Origin of the sequence: Ekhidna sp. (genome assembly GCF_965227465.1) — a bacterium.
In the GTDB taxonomy this organism is placed as follows: domain Bacteria; phylum Bacteroidota; class Bacteroidia; order Cytophagales; family Cyclobacteriaceae; genus Ekhidna.
In genome coordinates, this window is record NZ_OZ245746.1 from 4072225 (window position 1) to 4097498 (window position 25274).

Here is a 25274-nt window from a genome sequence, read left to right on the forward strand (position 1 = left end):
ATTATTGCAGCCATTCCAACTTTTGAAGTAATTCTTCTTTATGGGAGCGGCTAATGGGTATTTCTGTTTCTCCAATTAAGATCATATTATCCTGAACATTAATGCTTTTAATGGATTTCAGGTTAACTGTGTACTTGCGATGAATTCGCATAAAATATCGTTCAGGGAGCTTCTGCTGGACATCTCCTAAGCTCATGCGGAGAACATATTTTTTACCAAAGGATGTATATACAGTACTGTATCTGTCTTCAACTTCCAGATAGATAATGTCTTCAATATCAATTTTCTCGAGATGTTGGCGATTCTTAATGAAAAGTGATTTTTCGAAAATTTTATCTTCTTGCCATTCTGATCCCTGATCCAAATTGCCGACAACCAACTCGATTGTTCGTTGTAAATTCTTCGAATCGAATGGCTTGGTTATGTAGGCATGTGGTTTGGTTTCTTTTGCCCTGTTGAAGGTAGCTTCGTCCTCAAAAGAGGTTATGAAAATTACATTGGCATTAAATGACAATGAAGCTGCCAGATCGATTCCTGACATGGATCCGTTTACTTTCACATCCATCAATATTAAATCCGGTTGCATCTCTTCGAGCTCCTTTTTTGCTGCATCACTGTTGTCAGTAATACCCATCAACTCATAGCCCAGCTCGTCAACCATCATTTCCAGTTGATTGGCATAGAGCGATTCATCTTCAACGATATATATTCCCAGTTTTGCCATTATGCTGCTTTTGGAAGGTTGAAGGCAAATGTGGAACCTTCACCAAGCGTACTTTCTACGCTGATATTGCCACGATTAAGTTCAACCAATTCCTTGCATAAAATCAATCCTAGCCCAGTTCCTTTTTCTCCTTGTGTACCATGCTTACTCTCATTCTCCAACGCGAAGATTTCAGGTAGCTGCTCTGCAGATATTCCCGTGCCGGAATCGTTGATTAAGATGCGAGCTTGATTCTCGTTTTCCTCTAGATCTACCACAACTGCTCCGCCGGACTCTGTAAATTTCAGTGCGTTGGAAATTAAATTCCTTAATATGGTGTGGACAGCTTTTTCATCCGCATAAACATAGGATTCTGATTGTATTTGGTTTTGAAGTTCGACTCCCTTCAGTTCAGCCAATGGTTTCATTAAGTCAAAAGTAATTTCCACAGCTTGTTTAATGTCCACTTTTTGAGGGTCATACGGGATCATACCATTCTGAAGAAGCGCCCAGCTTAAAAGGTTGTCAAGTAGTTCGTTCAGTTTTTTGGTGGTGTCACTGATGCTTTTTGAGACTTGTTCCAGACGATCTGTATCTCCTTTTCTCAAAAAATAATCGACCTGATCACCCACTCCCTGTAATCCAATCAATGGACTTCTTAGGTCATGAGCAATGATGCCAAAAAATTTGTCTTTTGTTTGATTTAGCTGGGTGAGTTGAAGGTTTTGCAATTGTGTTTTTGCTTTGACTTTACGTAGACTGATGTATAGGTAAAGCATAAAAAGAAGCACGACTATAAGTACCGCTCCAACAATCAAAAAGACGTTATTTCTATCTTCCAAAAGTTGAGCATTTTGTTCAGCCAGCTCCTTATCTTGTTGATAGTTGTAGATCCCCTGACGAACTTGCTCCTCTTTGAGCTTCGCTTGTGCAGTGGAAGTAAAAAGACTGTCATAAAGAGTGAAGAACTTTAAGTGGTTGTCATAAGCTTGAGAGTAGTCTCGAGAGGCTTCTCCAATTCTGCTAAGGAGCCTATAGCTATCCATTGAAAGGTCGCGATCTTTTAGTTCCTGTGCCATATTCATCGCTTGTGTGGCATATATTTTGGCCGAATCATAGTTTTTTCTGAGTAAAAAATTGTCACCAATGTCATACGTAACCCGAGCCTTAAAAAGCTGATTTGATGCTGTGCTAATAGCAAGTGCCTGTCTAAAATATGTGTTTGCTTTTTCAAGGTCCCCCTTTCTTTTTGAATACATTCCTTGCATTCTGGCATAAAGCGATTCTATTTTAGGATCTGAAATTACTTCAACCAACGGGGTAGCTGCATCCAAATAGTTTTTTGCCTTGTTGAGGTGTATAAAATCTTCTAACATTAAAAATATTCCACTGGCATGCACATAAGATGATGCTAAAAATACCGTATCGCTGGTTTCAATATAAAAGTCAATATTATCATTTGTAAGTTCTTCAGCCAGCTGATACTCGCTCATGCGAACCAACGTCGGAATCATACTTCCATTGACACGGTGGATGTCCTTCTGAAAGTTCAATTCTTCAAAGAGTATCCGTGCTTTTTGAAAGTTTGATACAGCAAGATTCAAACTACCTATTTCAGCATATAGCTTTCCAATTTGAAAGTACATCCAGGCCATCATATCCTTGTTTTGAATCTTTTCCATTAAGGCCAATCCCTCAACTTTATATTCCAATGCCTCCAATATCTTTCCTTGCATTACGTACAAATCACCCATGTAATTGAGTGTGTTTGTAATATGCATTTCAGAGGCAACATCCAATGAACTACGCCTACCAATTTTTGAATGTAGAGGAGGATTATTGTTCAATTCATTAAAGTATTCTAAAGCAATACTTAAATGCTTCATACCTTCATCGTATTTACCGATTTGGCCATAGACATGACCAATGGTTTTGTGTGTGTTCCCCTTTGTTTTTAGGGTTACTCGATCGTCTACTTCCTCCAAAGAAAGTAATATGATATCTATGGCTTTTTGAGGTTCCCCCTTTTCGAAATAATAGTTTTCAGCCAGCTGGTATCTGGCGTAAGCAAGCGCTTCACTATGATCCAAATCCTTAGCAATTTCGATCGCTTCCTCACACATCCTGATTGCTTTGTCGTCATCGCTTTCTATGATATATGCGCGAAGATTTTCCATGATCCGACCATAAGCCGCTGCTATGGGAATATTCTCCTCTCTACCGATTTCATAAATACGTTCAAGCTGTTCATCAGCTTTTTCCACGTTTCCACCAAAAAGGTAAAGTCTATATAATCCAAGGCATAAATCCAGTTCGTCCCAACCAGGTTCGGCTAACGGACGGTAGCTTTCCAGGCTATCAATTAATGGTTGCTGATTGTTCTGAGCCCCGCTGAATAATGCACAAAAACACAAGAAAAGTATGGTGAGTTTTCTAAGAGTCATTCGAAAATAATCGAATCCGAAAGATAGATTAATTCATTCACTTCATCAATATATCCATTCACAGCATCAGCGATTCCATTCGCAACAAGTTTCAATTTTACAGAAACATCTGGCGATACATTAGTAGCACCTAAGCGAATGGGGCCTTATAATCCTCTAATCATTTAGGTTAAACATTTTTCAATTGGCAGCAAGGATTCACTCTTTGCTGCTTTTTTGTTTTATACTATCGTAAAAGATGTGAGCACTAAGTTGTTCACTACACAATTTAAGCCATTCACACCCCTGTCGTATTTGTTCACATCCATTTTCAAAATGCGAATGAATAACGCTCATACATTAGCGGAAAATCAAGAAAAACTATTGCTAACATTATGAAAACACAAGTAATTAAAACGATGATGATCCTGCTGTGCTTGGGAGTATTCTCATGCACAGAGGAGTTAGTTGGTCCGGAAGGTCCGGAAGGACAGCAAGGGACTCAAGGAACAGAAGGCCCTAAAGGTGACAAGGGAGATAAAGGAGACAAGGGAAATAAAGGCGACAAAGGCGATACTGGCGACAAGGGTGATACAGGTGACAAAGGCGATAAAGGTGATCCAGGAACGGGTTCAGGTTTTTTATTCGCAGATTTTCAGGATAATGTCCCAAGCTGGATTATTCAAGCTGATGATGACCATGCAAATTGGCTATGGTATGAAATGGATTTTACACCTGGAGTAAACGAGAGTAAACCCAATCTTGCTCTTGGGAGTCCGGATAGCGGTCAGCCTACGGCGTTAAATCATAACGAATACACCGAAATCTATATTGATGTAGTTAGTGAAACGGAAGTATACGTGTCTTTTGATGCAATTATTTCCAGTGAGGCTAATTACGATTGGTTAAGATGGACTCTTAATGGAGAAATTATAAATGGGATTTCGGGAGAAGGTGGTCCATTCAAATTTATGTTTGAAGTGCCAGCTGGAACCAATCAAATTGGCTTTATCTATTCTAAAGACAACATTATTTCAGGAGGAATCGATCATGGTGTTATAGATAATCTTTTGATTGATCATATATCAAGTGGCCGAATTGAGATGGTAGATCCTGAGCTTACTGAAGGAGTGGTTCTTTATACAGAAAGAGATCCTGAGAAGAAAAAGTAACCTGATTTAAATGATAAATTGTTAGCCGTTGGTGATGCAGGCTACAACTCCTGTGTTGCCTTCTGCTATTAATAATCACTTCTGCAAAATGATACTCCGACATGAAAATACTAATCAAAATTCTAACCATTGTGATTTTGCTTGCAGTACTCGCAGCATAGAAAAATATCATTCATCTGACATAAACTATTACTTATGAAAAAGCTTACGATCCTATTTTTGCTAATGCCACTTTTCGGTCTCAGTCAGTATACAGTCAAATCTCAAATTATAAGCGGAAGCAGGAGTGTTGTTATCACCAACTATATTGAAGGTCATATAATTGAGGCATCCGGTCAAAGAATGGATGGAAAAATTGCTTTAAAAGTAATTAACGAGGATACGGTTGAAGTGCGCTATAAAAGCCCCTCAGGAAGCAAAATCAAGTTTAACAGGTCTAGTCTTCAGGGATTTGATATTGTCAGGTCCTTAGTTTCTGAAGTAAAGAATGATTATAAAAATCCAATCAAAAACTTCCACCCCGGATACATCATTTTTTCTTCGGGAAAACGGAAGGAGGGACTTGTTGCTTCTGTAAATCAAACACTTGGAACTTCTGATGGTAGTAAAGCCAATGGCCCGGTCAATGTGAAGTACGCAGGACAGAACAATGAGATTTATGAATATCCTGCAAGCAGTTACAAGGTGACTTATTACATGCAAAATATTAATGGTGAAGAACATCACTTTAAGAATGTGAAGGGCACCTACATAGAAATTGAAAATCCAAATAAGGTTATAGAGCCAAAAATATCAATAGAGGAAGTTCTAGCAGCACAAAAATCAACGGAGGGTACTTACTACTCGATTAAGTTGACTAAAAGGTCTACCTCAAGAACAGAAGTCATAACACACTATCATAAAGGGTATGTTGTGGATCAGTCAGGAAACCAAAGATCGGGAGAAATAGCTCTGAGTGTCTACAATGGAGTACTTTCTGAAATACGCTTTCGCGATCCTGAAGGAAACAAAACAAATTATGATCAATCCCAAGTGACAGACTATGGATTGGTTAATTATTATTTGTCTGAAATCAAAAACGACTACAAGGATCCCATCCAAAACTTCTATCCGGGATATGTAATCCTGGAAAACGGGGAAAAAATAGAAGCCTTGGTTTCCTCTAAAAAACATGGACTTGGAGAAGGAAAAGGCATCATTGGACCAATTGGAGTACGCTTTGCGAATGAGAACGAGGTAGTATTTGAATATTTAGCTAAACAGCATAAAGTTGTTTATTACATGCAAAACATTGATGGAGAAGAGCAACACTTTGTGAATGCTCAAGATATGTATATCCGCGTAGAAAATCCGAATGAACGATTTAGCTATTTTCAAAATCCTTATCCTACACATGAAAGAAAAGGAGCTTCATTTGTACTTAAAGATGTAATCAGACAAACAACAGAAGAAGTTGCAGAAAATGCAGCTGAAAAAGCAGCACAAAAAAGTGTAGAAAAGTCTATTGAAAATAGAGAGGGACTAGTAACTACTGCGAACAACGCAAGAATTGCAGCTGCAGGAACGTATCAGGGGATTATATCTGGTGTTAACTATGATCATGCGAAAATCTACTTTAAAGAGTATTTTTTAGTAGACAACAAGACAGGCAACAGTGTAATTGTTTACAAAAGAAACATAGAGGATGAAGTAATTAAGATACTTGAAGGCTGTGATGTAAGCACTACTTCTATTTCCAGCGTGGAGAATATTGAATTAATGATGAGTGAAGCGATAGCATTTTTAGAAGCAAACATCTGCGAATAGACAGCTATGGATCAAAAAAGGCAGCCTGTGGCTGCCTTTTTAATTAGTAGTCATCGTCTTCATCATATTTATCCTCAAACTCTTCCCTCACATTATCCCTGAGGTTTCCATCATCATCGTAATCATCATCTTCAGCGATGAGTATACGGGCTTCTTCTGAGGTCATTTTTACGAGGTAATATTTTTCTTCGGTCTCAAAAGGAAGGCCGCTTTGATATTCTCCATCTTTATTCGCAAACTTGATAAGATAGTCCTTGAAACCTTCAGGGTAAGCTAATTTGATCTGCTCCTGAATTTCAGTATCTAATGCTTCAAAAGCTTTGAGGATACGAGGCTTATTGTTCATGAGACTAATGTAAAAATTTTTTTAAAAAAACAAAGGATGAAATAACTATGGCAATCAAGAGATGATTGCAAAACCCTTATTTAGAGATCAGTTGATCCGATCAAAAATTCGCTTGACCTGTAAATCCCCAAAGCCATAAATGGAAGCTCTTTTGTTAAATTCCTTAAATACTGTGGCAAAATCTTTGGTGGATTTTTCTTCCATAATATCACGAATCAATTGTTCTGGCTTTCCAGGCTTTCCATCTTTTGGAATTCGATCAAAGTGCGCCTCAATAGCTTTCATGACGAAGGGAAAATCTGAATGAAGCTGAACGGCTAATTTTAACAGACGTTCTATGTCATCATTCCGATAAGCAAACCAAAGGATGGCAAACTGATTGACGTTGATTTGAGATAAACTTTTCCTTTGCTGATAGGCAGCTACTAATTCATCTTTAGAGAAACCACCAAATCCGTATTGCAGCGAATTTTCAGGACACACGAGAGATACATCTATCTCATTCATGTACAGCTGGCTACAGACGAACCAAAGGTTGATTTGACAAAACAGATCTTCCTCAAACCAGAGGACCACCTTGCTATCTTTAATTTGAGATATTTTGCTAAGCTCAGGAATCACCTCCTGTTCATAGTTGTGATCTCCATAAGCCTCAGCTATGAATTCAGCTCTTTTTTGGAAAAACTCTTCTTTATTTTTTGCCTTTACAGGTCCTTCTACAAAGCATTCCCTGGTCACAATCAACTCTCCCGAAATTTGACCTTCCGGAAACTGGTGCTTTAAAGCATCACCATTGAGAATGTGATAGGTTTTCAAAATTTATGAATGCTGTGTCTCGAATTCGTTGGTATTAACTTCTTCTTCCTTCTTAAAATACCTTTTCTGAAAAATAATAATAAAACAGATTGCAACGAAAATAGCTGCGTCTGCAATATTGAATACCGGCCATAAAGCCATGTAATCACCGCCTAGACCCGGAATCCAATCCGGAAGGTAGCCCTCCCAGATATCAATGTAAAACATGTCAATAACCTGACCATGAAACCAGGCAGAAGGAGCATCATAAGGAGCATTGTCAAACCAGATTCCATAGAAAATAGAGTCAACCAGATTTCCAATTGCTCCTCCCAGAATCAACGCTATGCAGACAAGAAATCCTGAATTTGCTCTGCTTTTAATCAGCGTATATAGGTAGTATCCAATCGCTATCATGGCACCAATTCTGAAAACGGTTAAAATAAGTTTACCATATTCAAAATTTAACTTCATCCCGAATGCCATACCCGGATTGGTGAGGTAATGCAGCTTAAACCAATCACCGAAAATTAAAATCTGGCCCTTCGTGCCCATGTCCATATTATAATAAACAAGCAGCTTTACCGCTTGGTCGATGAGTATGATCAGGACACTGATCAGAAAATATTTTACAATCTGGTTTTTCATTTTTTTGCTACCTCAATTTGAACGTCGACTACAATGCCATCTATATCAAATTTTTCACCACTGGATATAGAAGATGCATCGAGAGATAACGCCTGAGTTTCTGTTTTTATGTAATCAGCAAAATCTGATATAGCCGCATTCATCATTGAATCGCCTGTTGAGTAAGTAACGGCAATTTTGTCCTGAACCTCCAGACCCTTATCCTTTCTTAAGTTTTGGATTCTATTAACCATATCTCTGCTCAACCCTTCCTTCCTTAACTCATCAGAAATGGTAATATCAAGCGCCACAGTCATACCCCCCTCTGAGGCAACCAGCCATCCCGGAATATCCTGAGAAGTAATCTCAACATCTTCAAGCGTCAGCTTAATGCTTTCACCCTCCACTTCGATTTCATAAACTCCATCTCGTTCTATTGCAGCAATGTCATCTTTCGTAAATCCATTGATTATTCCGGAGATGGATTTCATTTTCGGACCATAAGCTTGACCAAGCTTTCGAAAATTTGGCTTAATGTTCTTTACCAAAATTCCGGATGCATCATCTACATACTCAATCTCTTTGACATTGATTTCTGTCTTGATTAATTCTTCGACTGCTTCAATTCGCTCTTTTACTTCTTCTCTAAGAATTGGAATCAATATCTTTTGAAGAGGTTGGCGAACTTTAATCTTTTCTTTCTTTCTCAATGAATGAACAAGTGATGAAATACTTTGAGCATAATGCATGCTTTCAGTCAACGCTTCATCTATTTTATTATCATCTGATGTAGTAAGATGACTCAGGTGGACGGACTCAAATTTATACATTGAGTCATTTTTCACGCTTGCATCCCTAATTCCATCCGTTAGGTTTTTATACAACCATTCAGAATAAAATGGTGCAATAGGACTCATTAGCTGAGCAGTTACCATTAGACACTCGTGCAGTGTTTCATAGGCTGCTTTCTTGTCATCATTCAGTTCACTTCTCCAAAATCGTTTCCGTGACAACCGAACATACCAATTTGATAACTGGTCGTTTACAAATTCTTGAATTGCACGAGCTGCCTTAGTTGGCTCATAATCTTCATAGAATGAGGTCACATCTTTGATTAGGATCTGAAGTTCTGAAAGTATCCATTTATCAAATCTTGGACGATCGGTTACCAGAGTAAGGTCTGATTCATTCATTTGGAAACCATCCAGATTTGCATATAGCGCAAAGAATGAATAAGTATTTGTGAGTGTACCAAAGAATTTTCTTTGGACCTCCGCAACACCGTCTAAATCGAACTTGAGATTGTCCCACGGGTTGGCATTGGCAATCATATACCAGCGAGTAGGGTCCGCTCCATACTGATCGAGTGTCTCAAAAGGGTTAATGGCGTTACCCAATCTTTTAGACATTTTGTTGCCGTTCTTATCAAGCACCAGTCCGTTAGCAATTACGTTTTTGTAAGCAACACTATCATTTAGTAATACCGCGATTGCGTGTAGGGTAAAAAACCAACCCCTCGTTTGATCTACACCCTCGGCGATAAAATCTGCCGGGTAATTCGCTTTATAAGTTTCTTCGTTTTCGAAAGGATAGTGCCATTGTGCATAGGGCATAGCACCAGAATCAAACCAAACGTCAATGAGATCTGATTCACGTGTCATTTTTTGACCTGAATCACTTACCAAAAAGACATCATCTACAAATGGTCTGTGTAAATCAAAATCTTTAGGGAGATCAGCACTCATGAATCCGGCTTCAGCAGCTTTATGCACTTCCTTCTCCAGCTCCGCAATACTTCCTATACACTTCATTTCGGTACGATCTTCCGTCACCCAAATAGGAAGCGGGGTTCCCCAGAAACGTGAACGACTCAGGTTCCAGTCTACCAAATTCTCCAGCCAGTTTCCAAAACGTCCGGTACCTGTGGAAGCCGGTTTCCAGTTGATCGTCTTATTCAAGTCAACCAGACGATCTTTCAATGCAGTGGTTTTGATAAACCATGAGTCCAACGGATAGTAGAGCACCGGCTTATCTGTTCTCCAACAATGTGGATAGGAGTGCTCGTATTTTTCTACTTTGAATGCTTTATTGTCTTCTTTAAGCTTTATTGCGATAAGTACATCGGTTGGCTTAAAATCTGGATTAGCCCGCTCCTCATCACTGTAATACTCCTCCTTGACAAACTTTCCGGCAAAGTCGGTTACCTCACTAACAAAACGTCCTTGCTTATCTACCAACGGAACATCCTGCCCCATTTCATCTTTCACCATGATAGAAGGTACGCCCGCTTGCTGTGTGACTCTAAAGTCATCTGCGCCAAACACGGAAGCAGTATGCACCACACCTGTTCCGTCCTCAGTGGAAACGAAATCACCCGGGATAATTCGAAATGCCTTTTCCTCTAATTCCTCGTTGGTAACATAGGGCATTAGTTGCTCATATTTTACCTCAAGGATATCAGACCCCTTAAACTCTTGTGTGATTTCAAAAGGAATGAGCTTATCCCCTGGATTATAATCTGATAGTGAAACATCTTTTGCTTTTTCAGAGAAAAATTTGTTCACTAAATCCTTTGCCAGCACCACCGATACAGGCTCATGCGAATACTGATTATAGGTCTTTACTTTTACGTAAGTGATCTTTTCACCGACTGCTAGTGCACAGTTAGAAGGAAGTGTCCAAGGAGTGGTCGTCCATGCCAGCACCCTTACATCTTCGGTATCTTCATCAAATAGAAAAGAAGATTTATCTGCTTTTTTGACTCTAAACTGAGCAACAATAGAGGTGTCCTTTACATCCCTGTAGGTACCAGGTTGATTTAATTCGTGTGAACTAAGCCCTGTACCAGCTGCAGGTGAATAGGGTTGAACAGTGTACCCTTTATACAAAAGATCTTTATCAAAAAGTCTTTTTAAGAGGTTCCATACTGACTCTATGTATTCCTTTTCGAATGTGACATATGGATTATCTAAATCCACCCAATATCCCATTTGGCGAGTGAGATCATCCCATTCGCCTTTGAACTTCATTACGGCTTCCCTGCATTTAGCGTTATATTCTTCGACAGAAATCTTCTTGCCAATGTCATCTTTGGTAATCCCAAGCTGCTTTTCAACCTGCAATTCAACGGGTAGCCCATGTGTGTCCCAGCCGCCTTTTCTTTTTACCTGATAGCCTTGGAGGGTTTTGTATCTGCAGAAGATGTCTTTTACTGTTCGCGCCATCACATGGTGAATACCCGGTGTTCCATTTGCAGATGGAGGCCCCTCATAAAAGGTAAAGGTGTCCTTCCCTTCTCTGGTGCTTACTGACTTATCAAAAATCTTCTCTTCTTCCCAAAAATTCAGGATGTCGGTTGCGATTTTTGAATAGCTGACTTTCTTAAATTCAGGATATTTCACAGTCCAATAGTTCTTATTACTTCTTCTTTTTTTTCTTTTTTGACTTGTCGTCTTCATTGATTCCCTCAGCTAGCTCAGGAATGTTTTCAATGAGCGGATGTTTGGAGCTATCTCTTTTACCACTATCAAATTGTAGAATGAGTGCAGGTAAGACCAACACGTTTGTAATCATTGCAAAAAACAGCGTGATGGAAGTTAGTTTCCCCAAAGCAATAGTCCCTCCGAATTCAGAAAGGACAAAAATGATAAACCCAAAAAAGAGAATAATGGAGGTGTAGATCATACTAGATCCGGTCTCTCGAATACTTTTACTTATGGCTTTCGACACATTGAATTTGCTGGCGTAAAGCTCTTGCCGATACTTAGCTAAAAAGTGAATGGAATCATCCACAGATATTCCGAAAACGATGCTAAAAATCAATGCAGTGCTTGGCTTTAATGGAATTCCAAAATATCCCATAATTCCTGCTGTTATTAGTAGCGGTATAATATTCGGTATAATTGAAATGATGATCATTTTCACATTTCGGAAAAGTAGTGCCATGATCAGAGCGATTATGAAAAACGCAATAATCATAGAAGTGAGAAGATTCTCAATGAGAAACTTGTTGCCCTTGATAAACATGAGGGTGGTCCCGGTAAGGTTTACATCCATTTTCGAATCAAGGAATATTGAATCGATTTTTGGAGCAATCACACCATTAACAAGAGAATCTAATCTGTGGGAACCAATATCAGCAATTTTTAAAGAGACACGAACATACCTTCCAGTAGAATCAATAAATGATTGCGACAAATCTTCTGTCTCCCCCTCGCTTAAATATCGCATGATAAATGCCATGTCACGATTGGTTGGTAAAGAGTAGAATGATGGACTTTGGTTGTAAAAGGCCTGTCTGGCTGCCTTAGCAAAACTCACCACAGAAACAGGTTGAGAAATCCCGTCAATGGAAGAAATGAATCTCTCAAATTCATCAATCTTTCTAAGGTTTCTCAGATTCTGAACTCCCTTCTTCGCTCCGGTATCAACGATTATCTCCATAGGCATGATGCCACTGAAGTTATTCTCAAAAAAGTGAAGATCTTTTTTAAGTGGACTATTCTCAGGTATATCATCCACCATGTAAGAAACAGCCTGAATTTTTACCAATCCAAAAGCCGATACAGTGGCTACCGCTATTGTAACTAGAAAAATGGCTGGTCGGTATTTATGTACAATCTCATCCAACCACTTAATAACTGAATCAAGCATCTTGAATTTAAGATGTTTAAGGTGCTTTTGTGATGGCGGCTTGTAGAGAGAAAATACCCCGGGTATCAGGATGATACTAACAATGAAGGTCGCCATGATATTGATACCGGCAACAATGCCGAACTCAACCAAAACATTGATTTGGGTCGTTGCTAAAACGAAAAATCCTACCGCAGTGGTCAGGTTTGTAATAAACGTGACCACACCAATCTTACGAATGATTCTGCTCAAGGCCTTCATCTGGTCCCCATGCTCATTGTACTCATGGTGATACCTGTTTAGCATATATACGCTATTGGGTATACCTATTACAACAATTATTGGAGGGATGAGTCCAGTAAGGAGCGTTATTTTATATTCCAATAGCGCGAGCGTTCCCATCACCCAGATTACCACAACACCTATGATAATTAGCGGAAAGAATACTGCCTTAAAGGATCTGAAGAAAAGGAAGAGTATGATGCCTGTTACGATCAGTGATAGCACCAGGAACATATTCAACTCTGCTTTTACTTTACCAGTGGTTATTGATCTTGAGTATGGCAGTCCGGCAAAGTGAACATCTACTCCTGTATCGATTTCAAATCGCTCACCAGCGGCTATAATTCCATTTACTAGTTGATCCCGATTCTTGGAATTGAGTACTTCTTTTCTGATTGTGATAAGAATTAGAGTAGCTCCATTCTCCGAATTGATTAGTTGGCCACTATAAAACTGTAAGCTAGCAGCTCCTTGAAGAAGGCTGTCAAGTTCTTCTTGTGTATCTGGAATTCCTTCAAAAACAGGCTTTAATTCGAATGCTCTTTTTTGATTATTCTTTTCAAGTTTTTGAAGGTTTGGGAGACCAAGTACATTTCGAATTCCTTCCTGAGCTTCTAATTCGAGGGTTAGATCTCTAAACTTTTTGAAAGTTGCTAATTCATAAATGGCACTGTCCTGCACACCAATGGCCATGATATTTCCGTCTTCTCCAAACGTTCTTCTAAACTGTTTAAAATAGACCATATCAGGATCCTTCTCAGGAACAATATTAGCCAGGTCATATGACCACTTAATGTTTTGAGACTGGTATCCCATAAATACCGTTACCAGGCCAAGAATGACCATTAATGTAACGCGAAACCGAAGGATTGTATGAGCTAGTTTAGACCACATAATAAAATAGTGCGCAAAGGTAATTAGATAAGGCTTAGGGGCAAGATTTTCAGGGGTTTATGATTATGGCATCAGGTATTTTGGAATTGATATTAGAAAAGAATTCAAAAAGCAGAAAAATCAACTATTTTCTTAGACCCTTGGCAAATGTCCTTTCATGGATGGAATTCATCTATTTTTGAAACATGCGCCAATGGGTATTTTTATTGTTTTTGATGGGGGGATCATTCGCATTTAGCCAAAACGATTATCATTTTTTTCTTGGCTCAGATGAACTCTCCGGAATTGATATCTATGGAATCAACCAAACCCCTGACCATGTATTTTGGATCACCACAAATAAGGGGTTATTTAGTTTTGATGGCTACAAATTTCAAAACTATTCTCATCCAGAGCAGAAAAGTAGTTCCCTGTTTAATCCTACCATTAATTACAAGGGTGAGATTTTTTTCAATAATTTTAGTGGACAAATTTTCACAATAGGTGATGGGCAACTAAAGCTGGTCCACACTGTACCAGACTCTCTTTTAGGTGCTTATGTAAATTTTGATTTTTTACCGGATAATCAACTCATAATTTCTTCCAGGAAGTGCTACAGGTTATTTGAAAATCAAATTAGCGTAATAGAAAATGTAAGATCGTATTCCGGGGCAATAGTTCAACTGGGGAGACTTTCGAGTGGTAATTTGATTATTAATTATAGTGGAGACTCTGTAGCAATTGTTGATGAGCAAGGGTATGAAATTAGGAATAGGCAGATAGAGCTGGAAGGGGTCTTGCACTATTTCATGGCAGGAAATAAAATGTATGCTAGTGAGCCGGGGGAAGCAAAAATTTTTGAAATTGACTCAATCGAAGATGATGTTCAGATTAAAATCATTCTGGATGCAGACGAACCGGGCAGGATTTATGCAAGTGAAGGAAATTTATGGCTGGCAAGCAATCGTTTTGGAATAAAAAATTATGACCTCAGAAATGTTGCCGACTCAGAGCGGATAATGTTTCCTAACTACTTTATTTCTTACCTCTTCCAAGATGATGAAGACAATATTCTCTTAGGCACTTTTGGTAATGGCATCATCGTGATACCTGGTTCGCACATGCAGCTGATAAAATGGCCTGAAGATGTCAGGTTTTCTAGAATAGCGACTAATGGTGCTGGCGGACTGTATTTGGGCAGTACTAATGGTCACGTATTCGAATGGAGAGATGGAGATTATACCATTTTATCGGGGAGCTCTAAAAAGTTAATCGAGATTTTGGAATTTTTTCCAGAAAATAATCACCTGGTCACAGATCTCAATTCTTTTGATATTTTAGATGTCAAAGCAGGCAAACATATAAACGCCTCTTTAGGGTCTGTAAAGGATGTTGTTTCCCTCGGTCCAAGCAACTATGCGATAGGGACTCACTCACATGTGGCTCGCATATCTGTAGATCCAATAAAAGTAAGAAAAATATTCTCTGTTGGTCGTACTTCGTCGCTTGAGTATAACTCAGAGGCCAAGGAGCTGATTGTAGCTACGATTCAAGGATTGGTTCGAATAGATTCACTGGATCGTGAGTTTACTATAGGTTTCAGAGATAACAATTTTCTGGTAAATGATCTGGTACATCACAAAGGAAAAATGCTGGTGGCTACCCAAAAATTTGGTGTATTAGCAGTCGAGAATGACTCTCTTGTGCGATTTTTAGACAAAAAAAATGGGCTAATATCAGATAATGTCTGGCAGGTTCAATCCTTGAATGATACCCTTTATATTTCCTCAGAACAGGGGTTTCAAATATTTGACCCAGATTTAACAAATCTCACGTTACTTGGTGAATCAGATGGGCTGATCAGCAAAAAAGTTCGAGACTTTCAAGTAGATACTGATTATATATGGTTTTTAAACCAGACCGGTTTACAAAGGCTTTCAAAAAAGTTCTTAAAAGATCAGAAAGATTGGAATCCAAAGATTCAGGAGGTGTTAGTCACCATCAATGATCGCAGGGTTTCTGAGGTATCATTTATTGTTCCATTTGAAGAAAACGAAATTAAATTTGAAATAATGGCCCCTTCTTTAGCTCGAATGGCGGATCTATCATATGTCTATCGACTGAATGAAGGATCTTGGAACGAAAATCCATATGAGCTTAACTCTGTGGTGTATCGTGCATTGACTTTTGGGGATCACACGTTTCAAACACAATTGAAATATAAGGGTCAGATTATTGACGAGAAGTCGATCGAGTTCAGGGTGGAGGCTCCATTCTACTTTACCTGGTGGTTTATAGGCGGTGCGATCCTCGTGTTTGTCGTTGGAAGTTATGCTATTTATCAGGTAAGGCTTAGGGCTCAATCCATCCGTAGTAATCAATTGGCAGAGTTGAATGCCTCAAAATTGACTGCTTTGCAGTCTCAGATGAATCCACATTTTATTTTCAATGCGCTTAATTCCATCCAAGAGTATATCATGCTAAATGAGCGAAAGTTGGCAGGAAAATACCTTGGAAAATTTGCGGACTTGATGAGGATTTACCTTCAGTTTAGTCAGGCGAAGTTTATCACCATCGATGACGAAATTACCGCACTAAAATTATTTCTTGAGTTGGAAAAATTGCGTTTTGAAGACACCCTGAAATATCAGTTAATAGTGGATGAGAAGATTTCTTTAGAAAAAAAAATACCCGCTATGTTGATTCAGCCATATGTTGAAAATGCACTCCTGCATGGACTTTTACATAAAGAGTTTAACAAAATTTTAAAAATAAGCTTCGAAACAAATGATGCTGAAGGGAATTTGATTTGCCTCATTGAGGATAATGGTATAGGTAGGAAAAGATCATTGGAAATAAATAGAAGCAGAGATCCCAATCACCAGTCTTTTGCAACGAGTGCAACAAAGCAACGTCTCAGCTTAATTAATAAAGACCTTAAAAGAGAAATTGGTGAGGAAACGGTTGACTTGTACAATGAAGACGGTAGTGCTATTGGGACGAAGGTAAAACTGACGATCCCAACTTCATAAAGAGGCATCAGTTTTGGAAACTAAGAAGGTACTTTGGGAAGGCGGCTAAATTGGAACAGTGTAGATTGAATAAATTTGAGAAATGAAGGTTTTAATCATTGATGATGAAGAAAAATCAAGAAAGCTTCTAAAGCTCCTGCTGGAAGAAAATTGTCCGCGGATATCAGAAATTTCTTCTGCGGGTAACCTACAGGAAGGAGTACGTCTAATCAATGAAATTGAACCAGAAATAGTTTTCCTAGATATAGAAATGCCAGGGTATTCAGGGATACAGCTATTCGAGTTCTTCGCTCCTGAGCAGATTAAATTCCAGGTTATTTTCACCACCGCCTACAGTGAATACGCGGTAAAAGCTTTCAAATTAAATGCGGTGGATTACTTACTAAAACCACTGAGAGATGAGCAGGTGGCGGCTGCAGTAGATAAAGCAATAGACGAGCTTGGGAAGTCACAAATCAATGAACGACTAACAGAATTAAGAAACACCCTGCAAGCTTCTAAAGTAAAAAAAATAGGACTTCCGGTTTCAAATGGTGTCCTTTTCGTAAAATTTGAAGACTTAATTTTGCTTGAAGCAGATCGCATGTATACCAAGGTATATACCTCAAGTAATGGAGAGATTCTCGTAAGCAAGCCACTAAAGTTTTTTGTGGATATGCTATCAGATGCAACCGAGTTTTATAAGCCACACCGATCATATCTGATCAACCTAAAATTCCTAAAACAATATGTGTCCTCGGATGGAGGCTACATTGTAATGGAAAATGATAAAGCAGTAAGTATCTCAAAAGATAAAAAGGATGAATTTCTGCAGCTTATGCAGGGGGTTTAAATTCGTCGACTAAAAAATAGATTTTATCGGACCCAATTCTGATGACCTTATTTTTCGGAAAGCCATACACTCAGTTCGGAAGTTCATCCTCAAATTCATAATGATAAGTTTTCAATTTCGATGTGCCTTAAACAATAACAACGCACATCATGAAAAAATTAATTCTATTCCTAATTCCATTATTATGCCTATCAGCTTTTGGTCAGATACCATCAACAGGATTAACATCAGAATACAAATTCATAGGTGGCAATTTGGTTAACACAAGTGGAGATGACTCTCTGGATCAAATTGGATCTGCGCTTACAGTAGTATCAGATAGAGCTGGCGGAGCGGACAGAGCATTGAGTCTGAATGGAGATTACTTACAAAAGACAGTTAATTCTGAAGGAAATTTCGATCTCTCGGTTAGCTTTTGGATTAAGACAACAACCAACGATGCAACCAAAAGAGTAATCATTGATCAAACTGAAAGAAATGCCGAAGCAGAAACAAGCTCACAAACAGGATGGTATGTCTTTTTGCAAAATGGTATTATTGGAGTTGCTGGAAATTTTCAGTGGGCGAAACAGGTTGTAAATATTGTTTCAGGAACAGTTTATGAAGCCACCGGATTTACTGGATATTTAAGTACAAATTCCATATCAAACATTTCTGATGGGAATTGGCATCATATCACTATAGCTATTTTTACAAATGGAGGTCTTAGACAAGGAACAGCAATTAGAGCCACATACAATGTATATGTTGACGGGGTATTTGAGGCCACACAGAATCAAACGTATACAGCTCCAGATCATCCATGGTCTGTTGTTAAACGTTTTGTCAATCTATCTCATCCTATAACTATCGGCAATATTAAAGATGGGAATTCAACAAATCACTTTCAAGAGACAATAGATGATGTCCGATTCTATTCTAGAACATTAGATGCTACAGATGTTACTAATTTGTTTAATGAAACAGGTTGTGCTAGTAGTAATGGAGTTACAGCAATAGTTCAGGATATTACTATTGAACTAGATGCTCAAGGAAACGCATCCATTTCAGCAGAAGATATAGATAATGGGTCTAATGCAGATTGCAATGATCCATTTACCTTGTCTATTGATAAAACAGAATTTACATGCACAGATTTAGGATCTAATGCTGTAACTCTGACAGCAACAGAAACCTATGGTGCTCAGACAGTATCAACTGCGATGGCTACAGTCAATGTAACATATGCTCCAGAGGTTATTTCACAAGATATTACCGTCCAATTAGACGCTTCAGGCCAAGCTACCATCACTGCTGAAGAGATTGACAATGCAACACCCACAACAGGCATTTGTGGTGCGCCACTTACACTTAGTTTAGACAAAACAAATTTTTCTTGTGCAGACATTGGAGCCAACACAGTAACCCTTACAGCTGATGATGGCAGTGGAAATACAGGAAGTGCTACGGCTACAGTTACAGTGGAAGATATGGTAGCACCTGTTATTGAAGTTCAAAATATATCAGTCAATGTAGATCCTGCAACTGGCTTTGTGACTATCGACCCTACCATGATTAATAATGGAAGCACAGACAATTGTAGCTCAGCTTTAACCATGTCGTTATCACAAACAAGATTTACCTGTGAGGATACGGGAGATAACACAGTAACACTCACCGTGGAGGATGAAAATGGAAATAGTGCTACAGCAGATGCTATTGTCACAGTGACTTCAGAGGTAAATAACGAAGCACTTACCGTGCTAAATGCGACGATCTGTCCGGACGGTACTTCTGGTACTACTATCTCCACTGCAAGCTCAGTTATTGGATTCAATTATTTTCTAAGGGATAGTGAGGACAATTCCATTGTGGATGGTCCAATTGCCGGCACAGGAAATGCGCTTGATTTTGTAACTGGTAATTTGAGTAACACTACTACTTTCAATGTGTTCGCAGAAAAGGATAGGGTTCAGACCCAAACGACATTAGATTTTGACGGGGTAAACGATTATGTAAATGCAGGGTCGGATAACCGTGGGATATCTACTCAGCTTACAGCTGCTGTTTGGGTAAAAACAACTGCCAATTCTTCGATGTTTTTGGCAAGTAAATATGACGGTATCAATGGATTTCTATTATTAATAAATGCTGATGGTAAAGCGACAATAGATGGAAGAGATGGAAGTGGAAGTTATAAGTCCTCCGGTGTATCTACTACTACAGTAAATGATGGGGAGTGGCATTTCATAGCAGGAACGATAGACCTCACCACTCAAGAGTGGAAAATCTATGTAGATGGCATACTTGAAAACGAAGCAACACACACGACTGGAACAACTTTGGCTTCACCAGCAAATTTCAACATTGGAGCTCAATCGGCAATATATGCACCAGGGTCACTGTACCAAGTTACGCTTTGGGATGTGGCGTTAGACGCTTCCACTATTCTTGCAAATGTCTCTTTATGCCCAACTGGAACTGAAACGGATATTGTTGCACATTTCACATTTGAAGATGGGTCTGGCACGGTGTTGACAGATCATTCGGCTTCAAGCATCAACGGGACGCTAGTAAGTATGGATCCTGCTACTGACTGGACAATGGACACAAGTCCATCATGTGGGGACAAAGCTTGTGACTTACAAATGGCCAATGAAATCACTGTTGGAGATACCGAGTTACCCACCATTTTAGTACAAGATATCGTGGCACAAATAGACATAAACACAGGTGATGTAACCATTACGCCAGATTTGATTGACAATGGATCATCAGATAACTGTACTAGTGCAGGTAATCTGACTTATAGTTTAGACAAGACAAATTTCACATGCGAAGATGTTGGGGAAAACGTTGTAATCCTGACCATTACAGATGAATCAGGAAATGAAGCTACGGCAGAAGCCACAGTCACGATTAGTTCAGCTATCAATGATGAAACCATCACGGCGACAAATAATGCTTCTTTTTGCCCTGATGGATCAAGCAGCACAATATCAACCGGAAGCTCTGTGGTGGGCATCAACTACTTCCTTCGAGATAGCCGTGACAATAGTATCGTAGATGGACCAATTGCTGGAACAGGGAGTGGTTTAGACTTTAACACTGGAGCCGTACATGCAACAACTACATACAATGTTTTAGGGACGTTGAATAAAACTGGAGGTGCATTAGAGTTCGATGGTGTGGATGATTATGTTTCATTGGGAAATATCAATCGTGGAGTATCGACTCAAGTGACCATCGGTGTTTGGATCAAAACCAGTGCCTCTGGTTCCTCTAATTTTATTGCGGGTAAGTTTGATTTTACAAATGGTTGGGCGCTTTATATCGACAGTAATGGAAAGTTGAGTTTAGACGGAAGAGATGGTACAGGCACCTATAAGCAATCAGGACTTTCGACCACTTCCGTCAATGATAATCAGTGGCATTATGTCGCAGGATCCATCAATGTATCTACAGGTACATGGAGCATCTATGTAGATGGAGTACTGGAGAATTCAGCCAATAATGGAACAGGCACAACTTTGGCTAATTCTTCTTTATTGACCTTCGGATCTTTCAATACCAGCTATTTCACAGGCCAGATCGATCAGTTTGCGATGTGGCAAACTGAATTAGATGCGTCTTCTATTGCATCATTTAATACGAATTGCATTTCAGCGGAAGATGAAAATTCCCTAGTCGCATTTTTTGATTTAAATGAGGAAGCGGGGACTGGAACTACAGTCATTGATGATTCACAATACCTGTCTAATGGTATCATGGTTGACATGAATCATGTTGAAGATAGAATAACTGGAAATTTGGCGTGCGTGGAAATCTGCAGTTTACAAATGTCTACAGAGATTACAATTGGTGATGATGAAATGCCAACTGCTGTGGCTCAAGATGTTACTATTCAATTAGATGCAAATGGAAATGCCACACTTCAAGCATCTGCAGTTGATAACGGTTCTACTGATAATTGTAGTACATCGCTTACTTTGAGCTTAGATCAATCGGATTTTACCTGTGCGGATTTGGGTGCAAACACTGTCACCTTAACGGTAGCGGATGAAGCAGGGAATGAGGCAACTACTACCGCGACGGTCACGGTAGAAGAAACAATTCCGCCAACAGTAATTACACGAGATATAACCATACAATTAGACGCTACTGGTAATGTTTCAATTGTAACTGCTGATATAGAAAATGGCTCTACCGACAACTGTACAACCACTGAAAACCTTGTTTTGAGTTTAGATAAAACAGATTTCTCATGCTCCGATGTAGGTGAAAATACAATCACCTTGACAGTCACTGATGAAAGTGGGAATGGAGGTTCTGCAACTGCATTAGTTACGGTAGAAGATGTAACAGCTCCTACTGCAGTTGCCCAAGACATAGTTGTTCAATTAGATGCAAATGGAAGTGCAACCGCTGTAGCTTCTGATCTTGATAATGGGTCTTCGGATTTGTGTACCTCTACGCTTTCTTTCAGTCTGGACAATAGTACATTTACTTGTAGCGACTTAGGAGCTAATGCTGTCACGTTAACGGTAACTGATGAAAGTGGAAATCAATCTACTGTAGATGCTACCATAACAGTAGAAGATAACATCGCACCGGTCATTGCTTCTCAAGCAGTAACTGTACAACTGGATGCAACTGGAAACGTGTCCGTTGATCCTTCCACATTGAACAATACATCGTCCGACAATTGTAGCACCAATCTGACCTTTGGATTAAGTCAAACAGATTTTGATTGCACGCATATTGGTGATAATACCGTTTCTTTTTCGGTCACCGATGAAAATGGGAACACCTCAAATGCTGATGTGACAATAACCGTAGAAGATGCGACAGCACCTACAGTGATCACTCAGGATATTACCATCCAACTAGATGCCAATGGAGATGCATCAATAACAGCATCAGAGATCAACAATGGTTCGAATGATGTTTGTGCCGCCACTGGGAATCTGATTTTGAGCTTAGATAAAACGGTCTTTTCTTGTGCTGACTTGGGGTCTAATACAGTGACTTTAACAGTTGAAGATGAAAATGGAAATACTGCAACAGAAACAGCAATTGTTACTGTGGAAGATCCAATTGTGCCAACGGCCTTAGCTCAAGATATTACTGTTAGATTGGATGCCAACAACATGGCAAGCATTGAAGCATCAGATATAGATGGAGGATCATTAGATAATTGCGGGACACCAACACTAAGTATTGACATTAGCGCATTTGAAGCTACGGATTTAGGAGAAAACACTGTGATTCTTACAGCAACAGATGCTTCTGGAAACGCATCTACTGCTTCTTCAATAGTGACTGTTCTGGAATTCAAACAAGCACAAACCGTAGATTTTACAACAATCGGGGATCTTACTTATGGAGCAGGTGATCAAACCCTTTCAGCAACTGCGAGCTCTACACTTGATGTTACTTTCAATGTAATTTCTGGTCCTGCAGTGGTTTCTGGAAACACCTTATCCATTACAGGAGTAGGGGATGTTGTTGTAGAGGCACTACAAGCAGGTAATGATGATTTTCTTGCGGCATCAGCTCAGCAAACTTTTCAGGTAAGCAAAGCAAGCCTAACAGTAGCAGCGGATAACCAAACCATCACTTATGGAGATGCTATTCCAACATTGACTTTTGCTTATGATGGGTTTGTAAACGGAGAAGATGCAACTGCACTTACATCAGAACCTACCATTTCTACTACCGCAATAGAATCAAGCGATGCAGGCACTTACACTATCACATTGGCTGGTGGAGAAGCGACAAACTATTCCATCACATTGGTAGATGCTTCTTTGATCATTAATAAAGCAAATCAAGTGATTACCATTACGCCTATTGAAGATAAACTACCAACAGAGGATCCATTTCATGTTTCTGCCAGTGTGGATTCCGGTCTACCACTTACCTACACAGTGACTGGCCCGGCAACAATATCCGGTGAGACGATAACGTTAGATGGGACTGAGGGGACGGTGGTTGTATCAGTAGAACAGGTCGGTGATGTAAATCACAATGCTGCTTCACTTACCCTATCATTTGAAGTTACGATTCCACTCTCAGCTGACAATATGGAAAGTGAAATAAGCATCTACCCTAATCCAACTTCAGACTTTCTTCATTTCAATATATCAAACATTTCGGAGCTAAAAATATACTCGCTTAATGGCCGTGTAGAGAAATCAGAAAAGAATGTAAGTGATAAAATTGACATATCTGACCTTGCAGCAGGTAGCTATGTAATTGAGCTAATTGTTGAAGATAAGAAGATTAACAAAAGAATAATTAAGGCAAACTAAGGTAGCATAAGCTAAGGCTCATGCGAGGCGATCCCCGAGGGGGATCGCCTTTTTTTGTTTTTTACTACGTATTTTTATTCAGCAAACTTTTTAACCATGCCGACAATTCGAATAAAATCAGTTCAATGTACCACGCCAGATGAGATAGATAAAGATGAGATGTATCTAAAAAAAGACGGTCATAAAATCTGGCCTGAGGGAGAAAAATATCATCGGGTCGATACGGGTGATGTAGAAGAGATTGGAATGACTTTGGAAGTGGATGAGGGATGGAACGAAATCGAGGTTTGGGACTATGATTTTGTGAGTTTAAATGACAAACTTGGTGTATTCAAATTCAAAGTAGATAATGAACCTGGGAAATATTCCACATCTATGACATTGCTGGAACGAGATAGTACGGCTAGCTACATGCTCTTCTGGGAAATCTTAGATTCAGATGGAAAATCAGTAGATGATTAAAAGGGTCACAGAAAATCAAGGCAGCTCTCATTTGAGAGCTGCCTTTTAAATCTGTTTTTTTCTAAAAACACAAAGGTTCTATTTCAGGCTCATCTCCAATTCCACCGATTTCACCTCCACACCCAAAACAATCCTCTGTAATATCAACTTGCAGTCCAAAAGCATGAGAAATGCATACGAAAACAATGGTAGTACATTCTTCATATCCATCTCTACCTTCATCGTCGACACAGGGTCTTCTGCGGTTACTAATTAATAAACTACAATCCATATCTCCAGCGGCATATAGATCTATTTCAGATTCAGTAGCGGGACGAAAAGCAATGCCTTGGGTAATAAAGATCTTCGCTCCATTACCGTCCTCTACAAATCCTTGATACTCATGTAGGTTGGAAACTTCAACCTTTGAAAACATGGCTTCAGGGAAATCATTGGAGCAAACAAAATTTCCTTCATGCAAAGCAAATTTATTTCCTCTGATATCCTCAAAGTAGGTAAAGCCTTGGGCATTTGTCAATTCTTCGACTGTAATAACTCCAGTTGGTAACCCACCCCATCCTCCGGATTCTGGAGAGGTGATCTCAGGCAACATTTCAAGACTTTCCTGGCATGCAGTGAATAAGATAAATAGCATGGCTAGAAGGCCTAAGTTGTTCATTTTGAATATTCGTTTCATAGGATTTTTATTTGATGAGCCCCTCAATTTGCAAGTACTTTATACTTCTCAAAAGTGATTTTTAGTAAAAGGACAGTCCGTTAAAGTGGATGGGACTAATTTTTTAGTGAAATTGATGAAACGCCATTTTCTTAGGCCGTCTTTCACTAATACCAGATGTCCCCTTACTAAAAGGTTAAAGACACTGGCTAAAAAGACTTTTCTTTTGTCCAAAAAATTGAAAAACTTCAATTCAAGCTGCTCACTATATCTGAAATAGGAAGGCTTATTATTTATCTCCTCTTATCGAATTGATTAATTTAACATGAACAGAACCTGAC

At 39.1% G+C, this 25274-nt stretch carries 14 protein-coding genes; 6 read left to right on the top strand and 8 right to left on the bottom strand.

The features are described from left to right. Window position 1: 1 nt before the first annotated feature. Window positions 2–724, bottom strand: a complete 723-nt coding sequence (locus ACO05G_RS17975; RefSeq protein WP_421763988.1) for a LytR/AlgR family response regulator transcription factor — start codon at window positions 722–724, stop codon at window positions 2–4. After that, a complete protein-coding gene (locus ACO05G_RS17980; RefSeq protein WP_420317028.1) occupies window positions 724–3147 on the bottom strand; it encodes an ATP-binding protein in 2424 nt (807 codons plus the stop codon). Before ACO05G_RS17980 ends, ACO05G_RS17975 begins: the two co-directional genes overlap by 1 nt. Before the next feature lie 374 nt (window positions 3148–3521). Between ACO05G_RS17980 and ACO05G_RS17985 the strand changes: the two genes are divergently transcribed. Continuing rightward, window positions 3522–4298, top strand: coding sequence for a hypothetical protein (locus ACO05G_RS17985; RefSeq protein WP_421763989.1), 777 nt, complete (start codon window positions 3522–3524; stop codon window positions 4296–4298). A gap of 195 nt (window positions 4299–4493) precedes the next feature. Continuing rightward, window positions 4494–6104: a hypothetical protein gene (locus ACO05G_RS17990; protein ID WP_421763990.1), complete on the top strand. Its 1611-nt coding sequence runs from the start codon at window positions 4494–4496 to the stop codon at window positions 6102–6104. A gap of 43 nt (window positions 6105–6147) precedes the next feature. Here ACO05G_RS17990 and ACO05G_RS17995 read toward each other — a convergent pair whose 3' ends face one another. The 5 genes from ACO05G_RS17995 to ACO05G_RS18015 all read right to left on the bottom strand — a co-directional run bounded on the left by ACO05G_RS17995 (window position 6148) and on the right by ACO05G_RS18015 (window position 13680). Next, a complete protein-coding gene (locus ACO05G_RS17995) occupies window positions 6148–6450 on the bottom strand; it encodes a hypothetical protein (RefSeq protein ID WP_421763991.1) in 303 nt (100 codons plus the stop codon). An 87-nt stretch (window positions 6451–6537) separates the two neighbouring features. Next, window positions 6538–7266, bottom strand: coding sequence for a DUF1835 domain-containing protein (locus ACO05G_RS18000; RefSeq protein ID WP_348283314.1), 729 nt, complete (start codon window positions 7264–7266; stop codon window positions 6538–6540). A 3-nt stretch (window positions 7267–7269) separates the two neighbouring features. After that, on the bottom strand, window positions 7270–7893 hold the full coding sequence (locus ACO05G_RS18005) for a lipoprotein signal peptidase (RefSeq protein WP_421763992.1): 624 nt from the start codon (window positions 7891–7893) through the stop codon (window positions 7270–7272). Further along, window positions 7890–11330 carry an isoleucine--tRNA ligase gene (ileS, locus tag ACO05G_RS18010; protein WP_421763993.1) on the bottom strand — a complete coding sequence of 1147 codons (3441 nt, stop codon included), beginning with the start codon at window positions 11328–11330 and terminating at the stop codon, window positions 7890–7892. Before ileS ends, ACO05G_RS18005 begins: the two co-directional genes overlap by 4 nt. Further along, on the bottom strand, window positions 11290–13680 hold the full coding sequence (locus tag ACO05G_RS18015) for an efflux RND transporter permease subunit (RefSeq protein ID WP_421763994.1): 2391 nt from the start codon (window positions 13678–13680) through the stop codon (window positions 11290–11292). The genes ileS and ACO05G_RS18015 overlap by 41 nt, the downstream gene beginning before the upstream one ends. Before the next feature lie 215 nt (window positions 13681–13895). On the opposite strand from ACO05G_RS18015, the gene ACO05G_RS18020 reads away from it, so the two are divergent. The 4 genes from ACO05G_RS18020 to ACO05G_RS18035 all read left to right on the top strand — a co-directional run bounded on the left by ACO05G_RS18020 (window position 13896) and on the right by ACO05G_RS18035 (window position 24278). Then, complete coding sequence (locus tag ACO05G_RS18020; protein WP_421763995.1) at window positions 13896–16691, top strand: sensor histidine kinase; 2796 nt, start codon at window positions 13896–13898, stop codon at window positions 16689–16691. 82 nt (window positions 16692–16773) lie between these two features. Next, a complete protein-coding gene (locus ACO05G_RS18025) occupies window positions 16774–17523 on the top strand; it encodes a LytR/AlgR family response regulator transcription factor (RefSeq protein ID WP_421763996.1) in 750 nt (249 codons plus the stop codon). A 149-nt stretch (window positions 17524–17672) separates the two neighbouring features. Beyond that, a complete protein-coding gene (locus ACO05G_RS18030) occupies window positions 17673–23816 on the top strand; it encodes a LamG-like jellyroll fold domain-containing protein (RefSeq protein WP_421763997.1) in 6144 nt (2047 codons plus the stop codon). A gap of 96 nt (window positions 23817–23912) precedes the next feature. Continuing rightward, window positions 23913–24278, top strand: a complete 366-nt coding sequence (locus ACO05G_RS18035; protein WP_421763998.1) for a hypothetical protein — start codon at window positions 23913–23915, stop codon at window positions 24276–24278. Between the two features lie 61 nt (window positions 24279–24339). On the opposite strand, the gene ACO05G_RS18040 is transcribed toward ACO05G_RS18035, so the two are convergent. After that, a complete protein-coding gene (locus ACO05G_RS18040) occupies window positions 24340–24954 on the bottom strand; it encodes a hypothetical protein (RefSeq protein WP_421763999.1) in 615 nt (204 codons plus the stop codon). Between the last annotated feature and the right edge of the window lie 320 nt (window positions 24955–25274).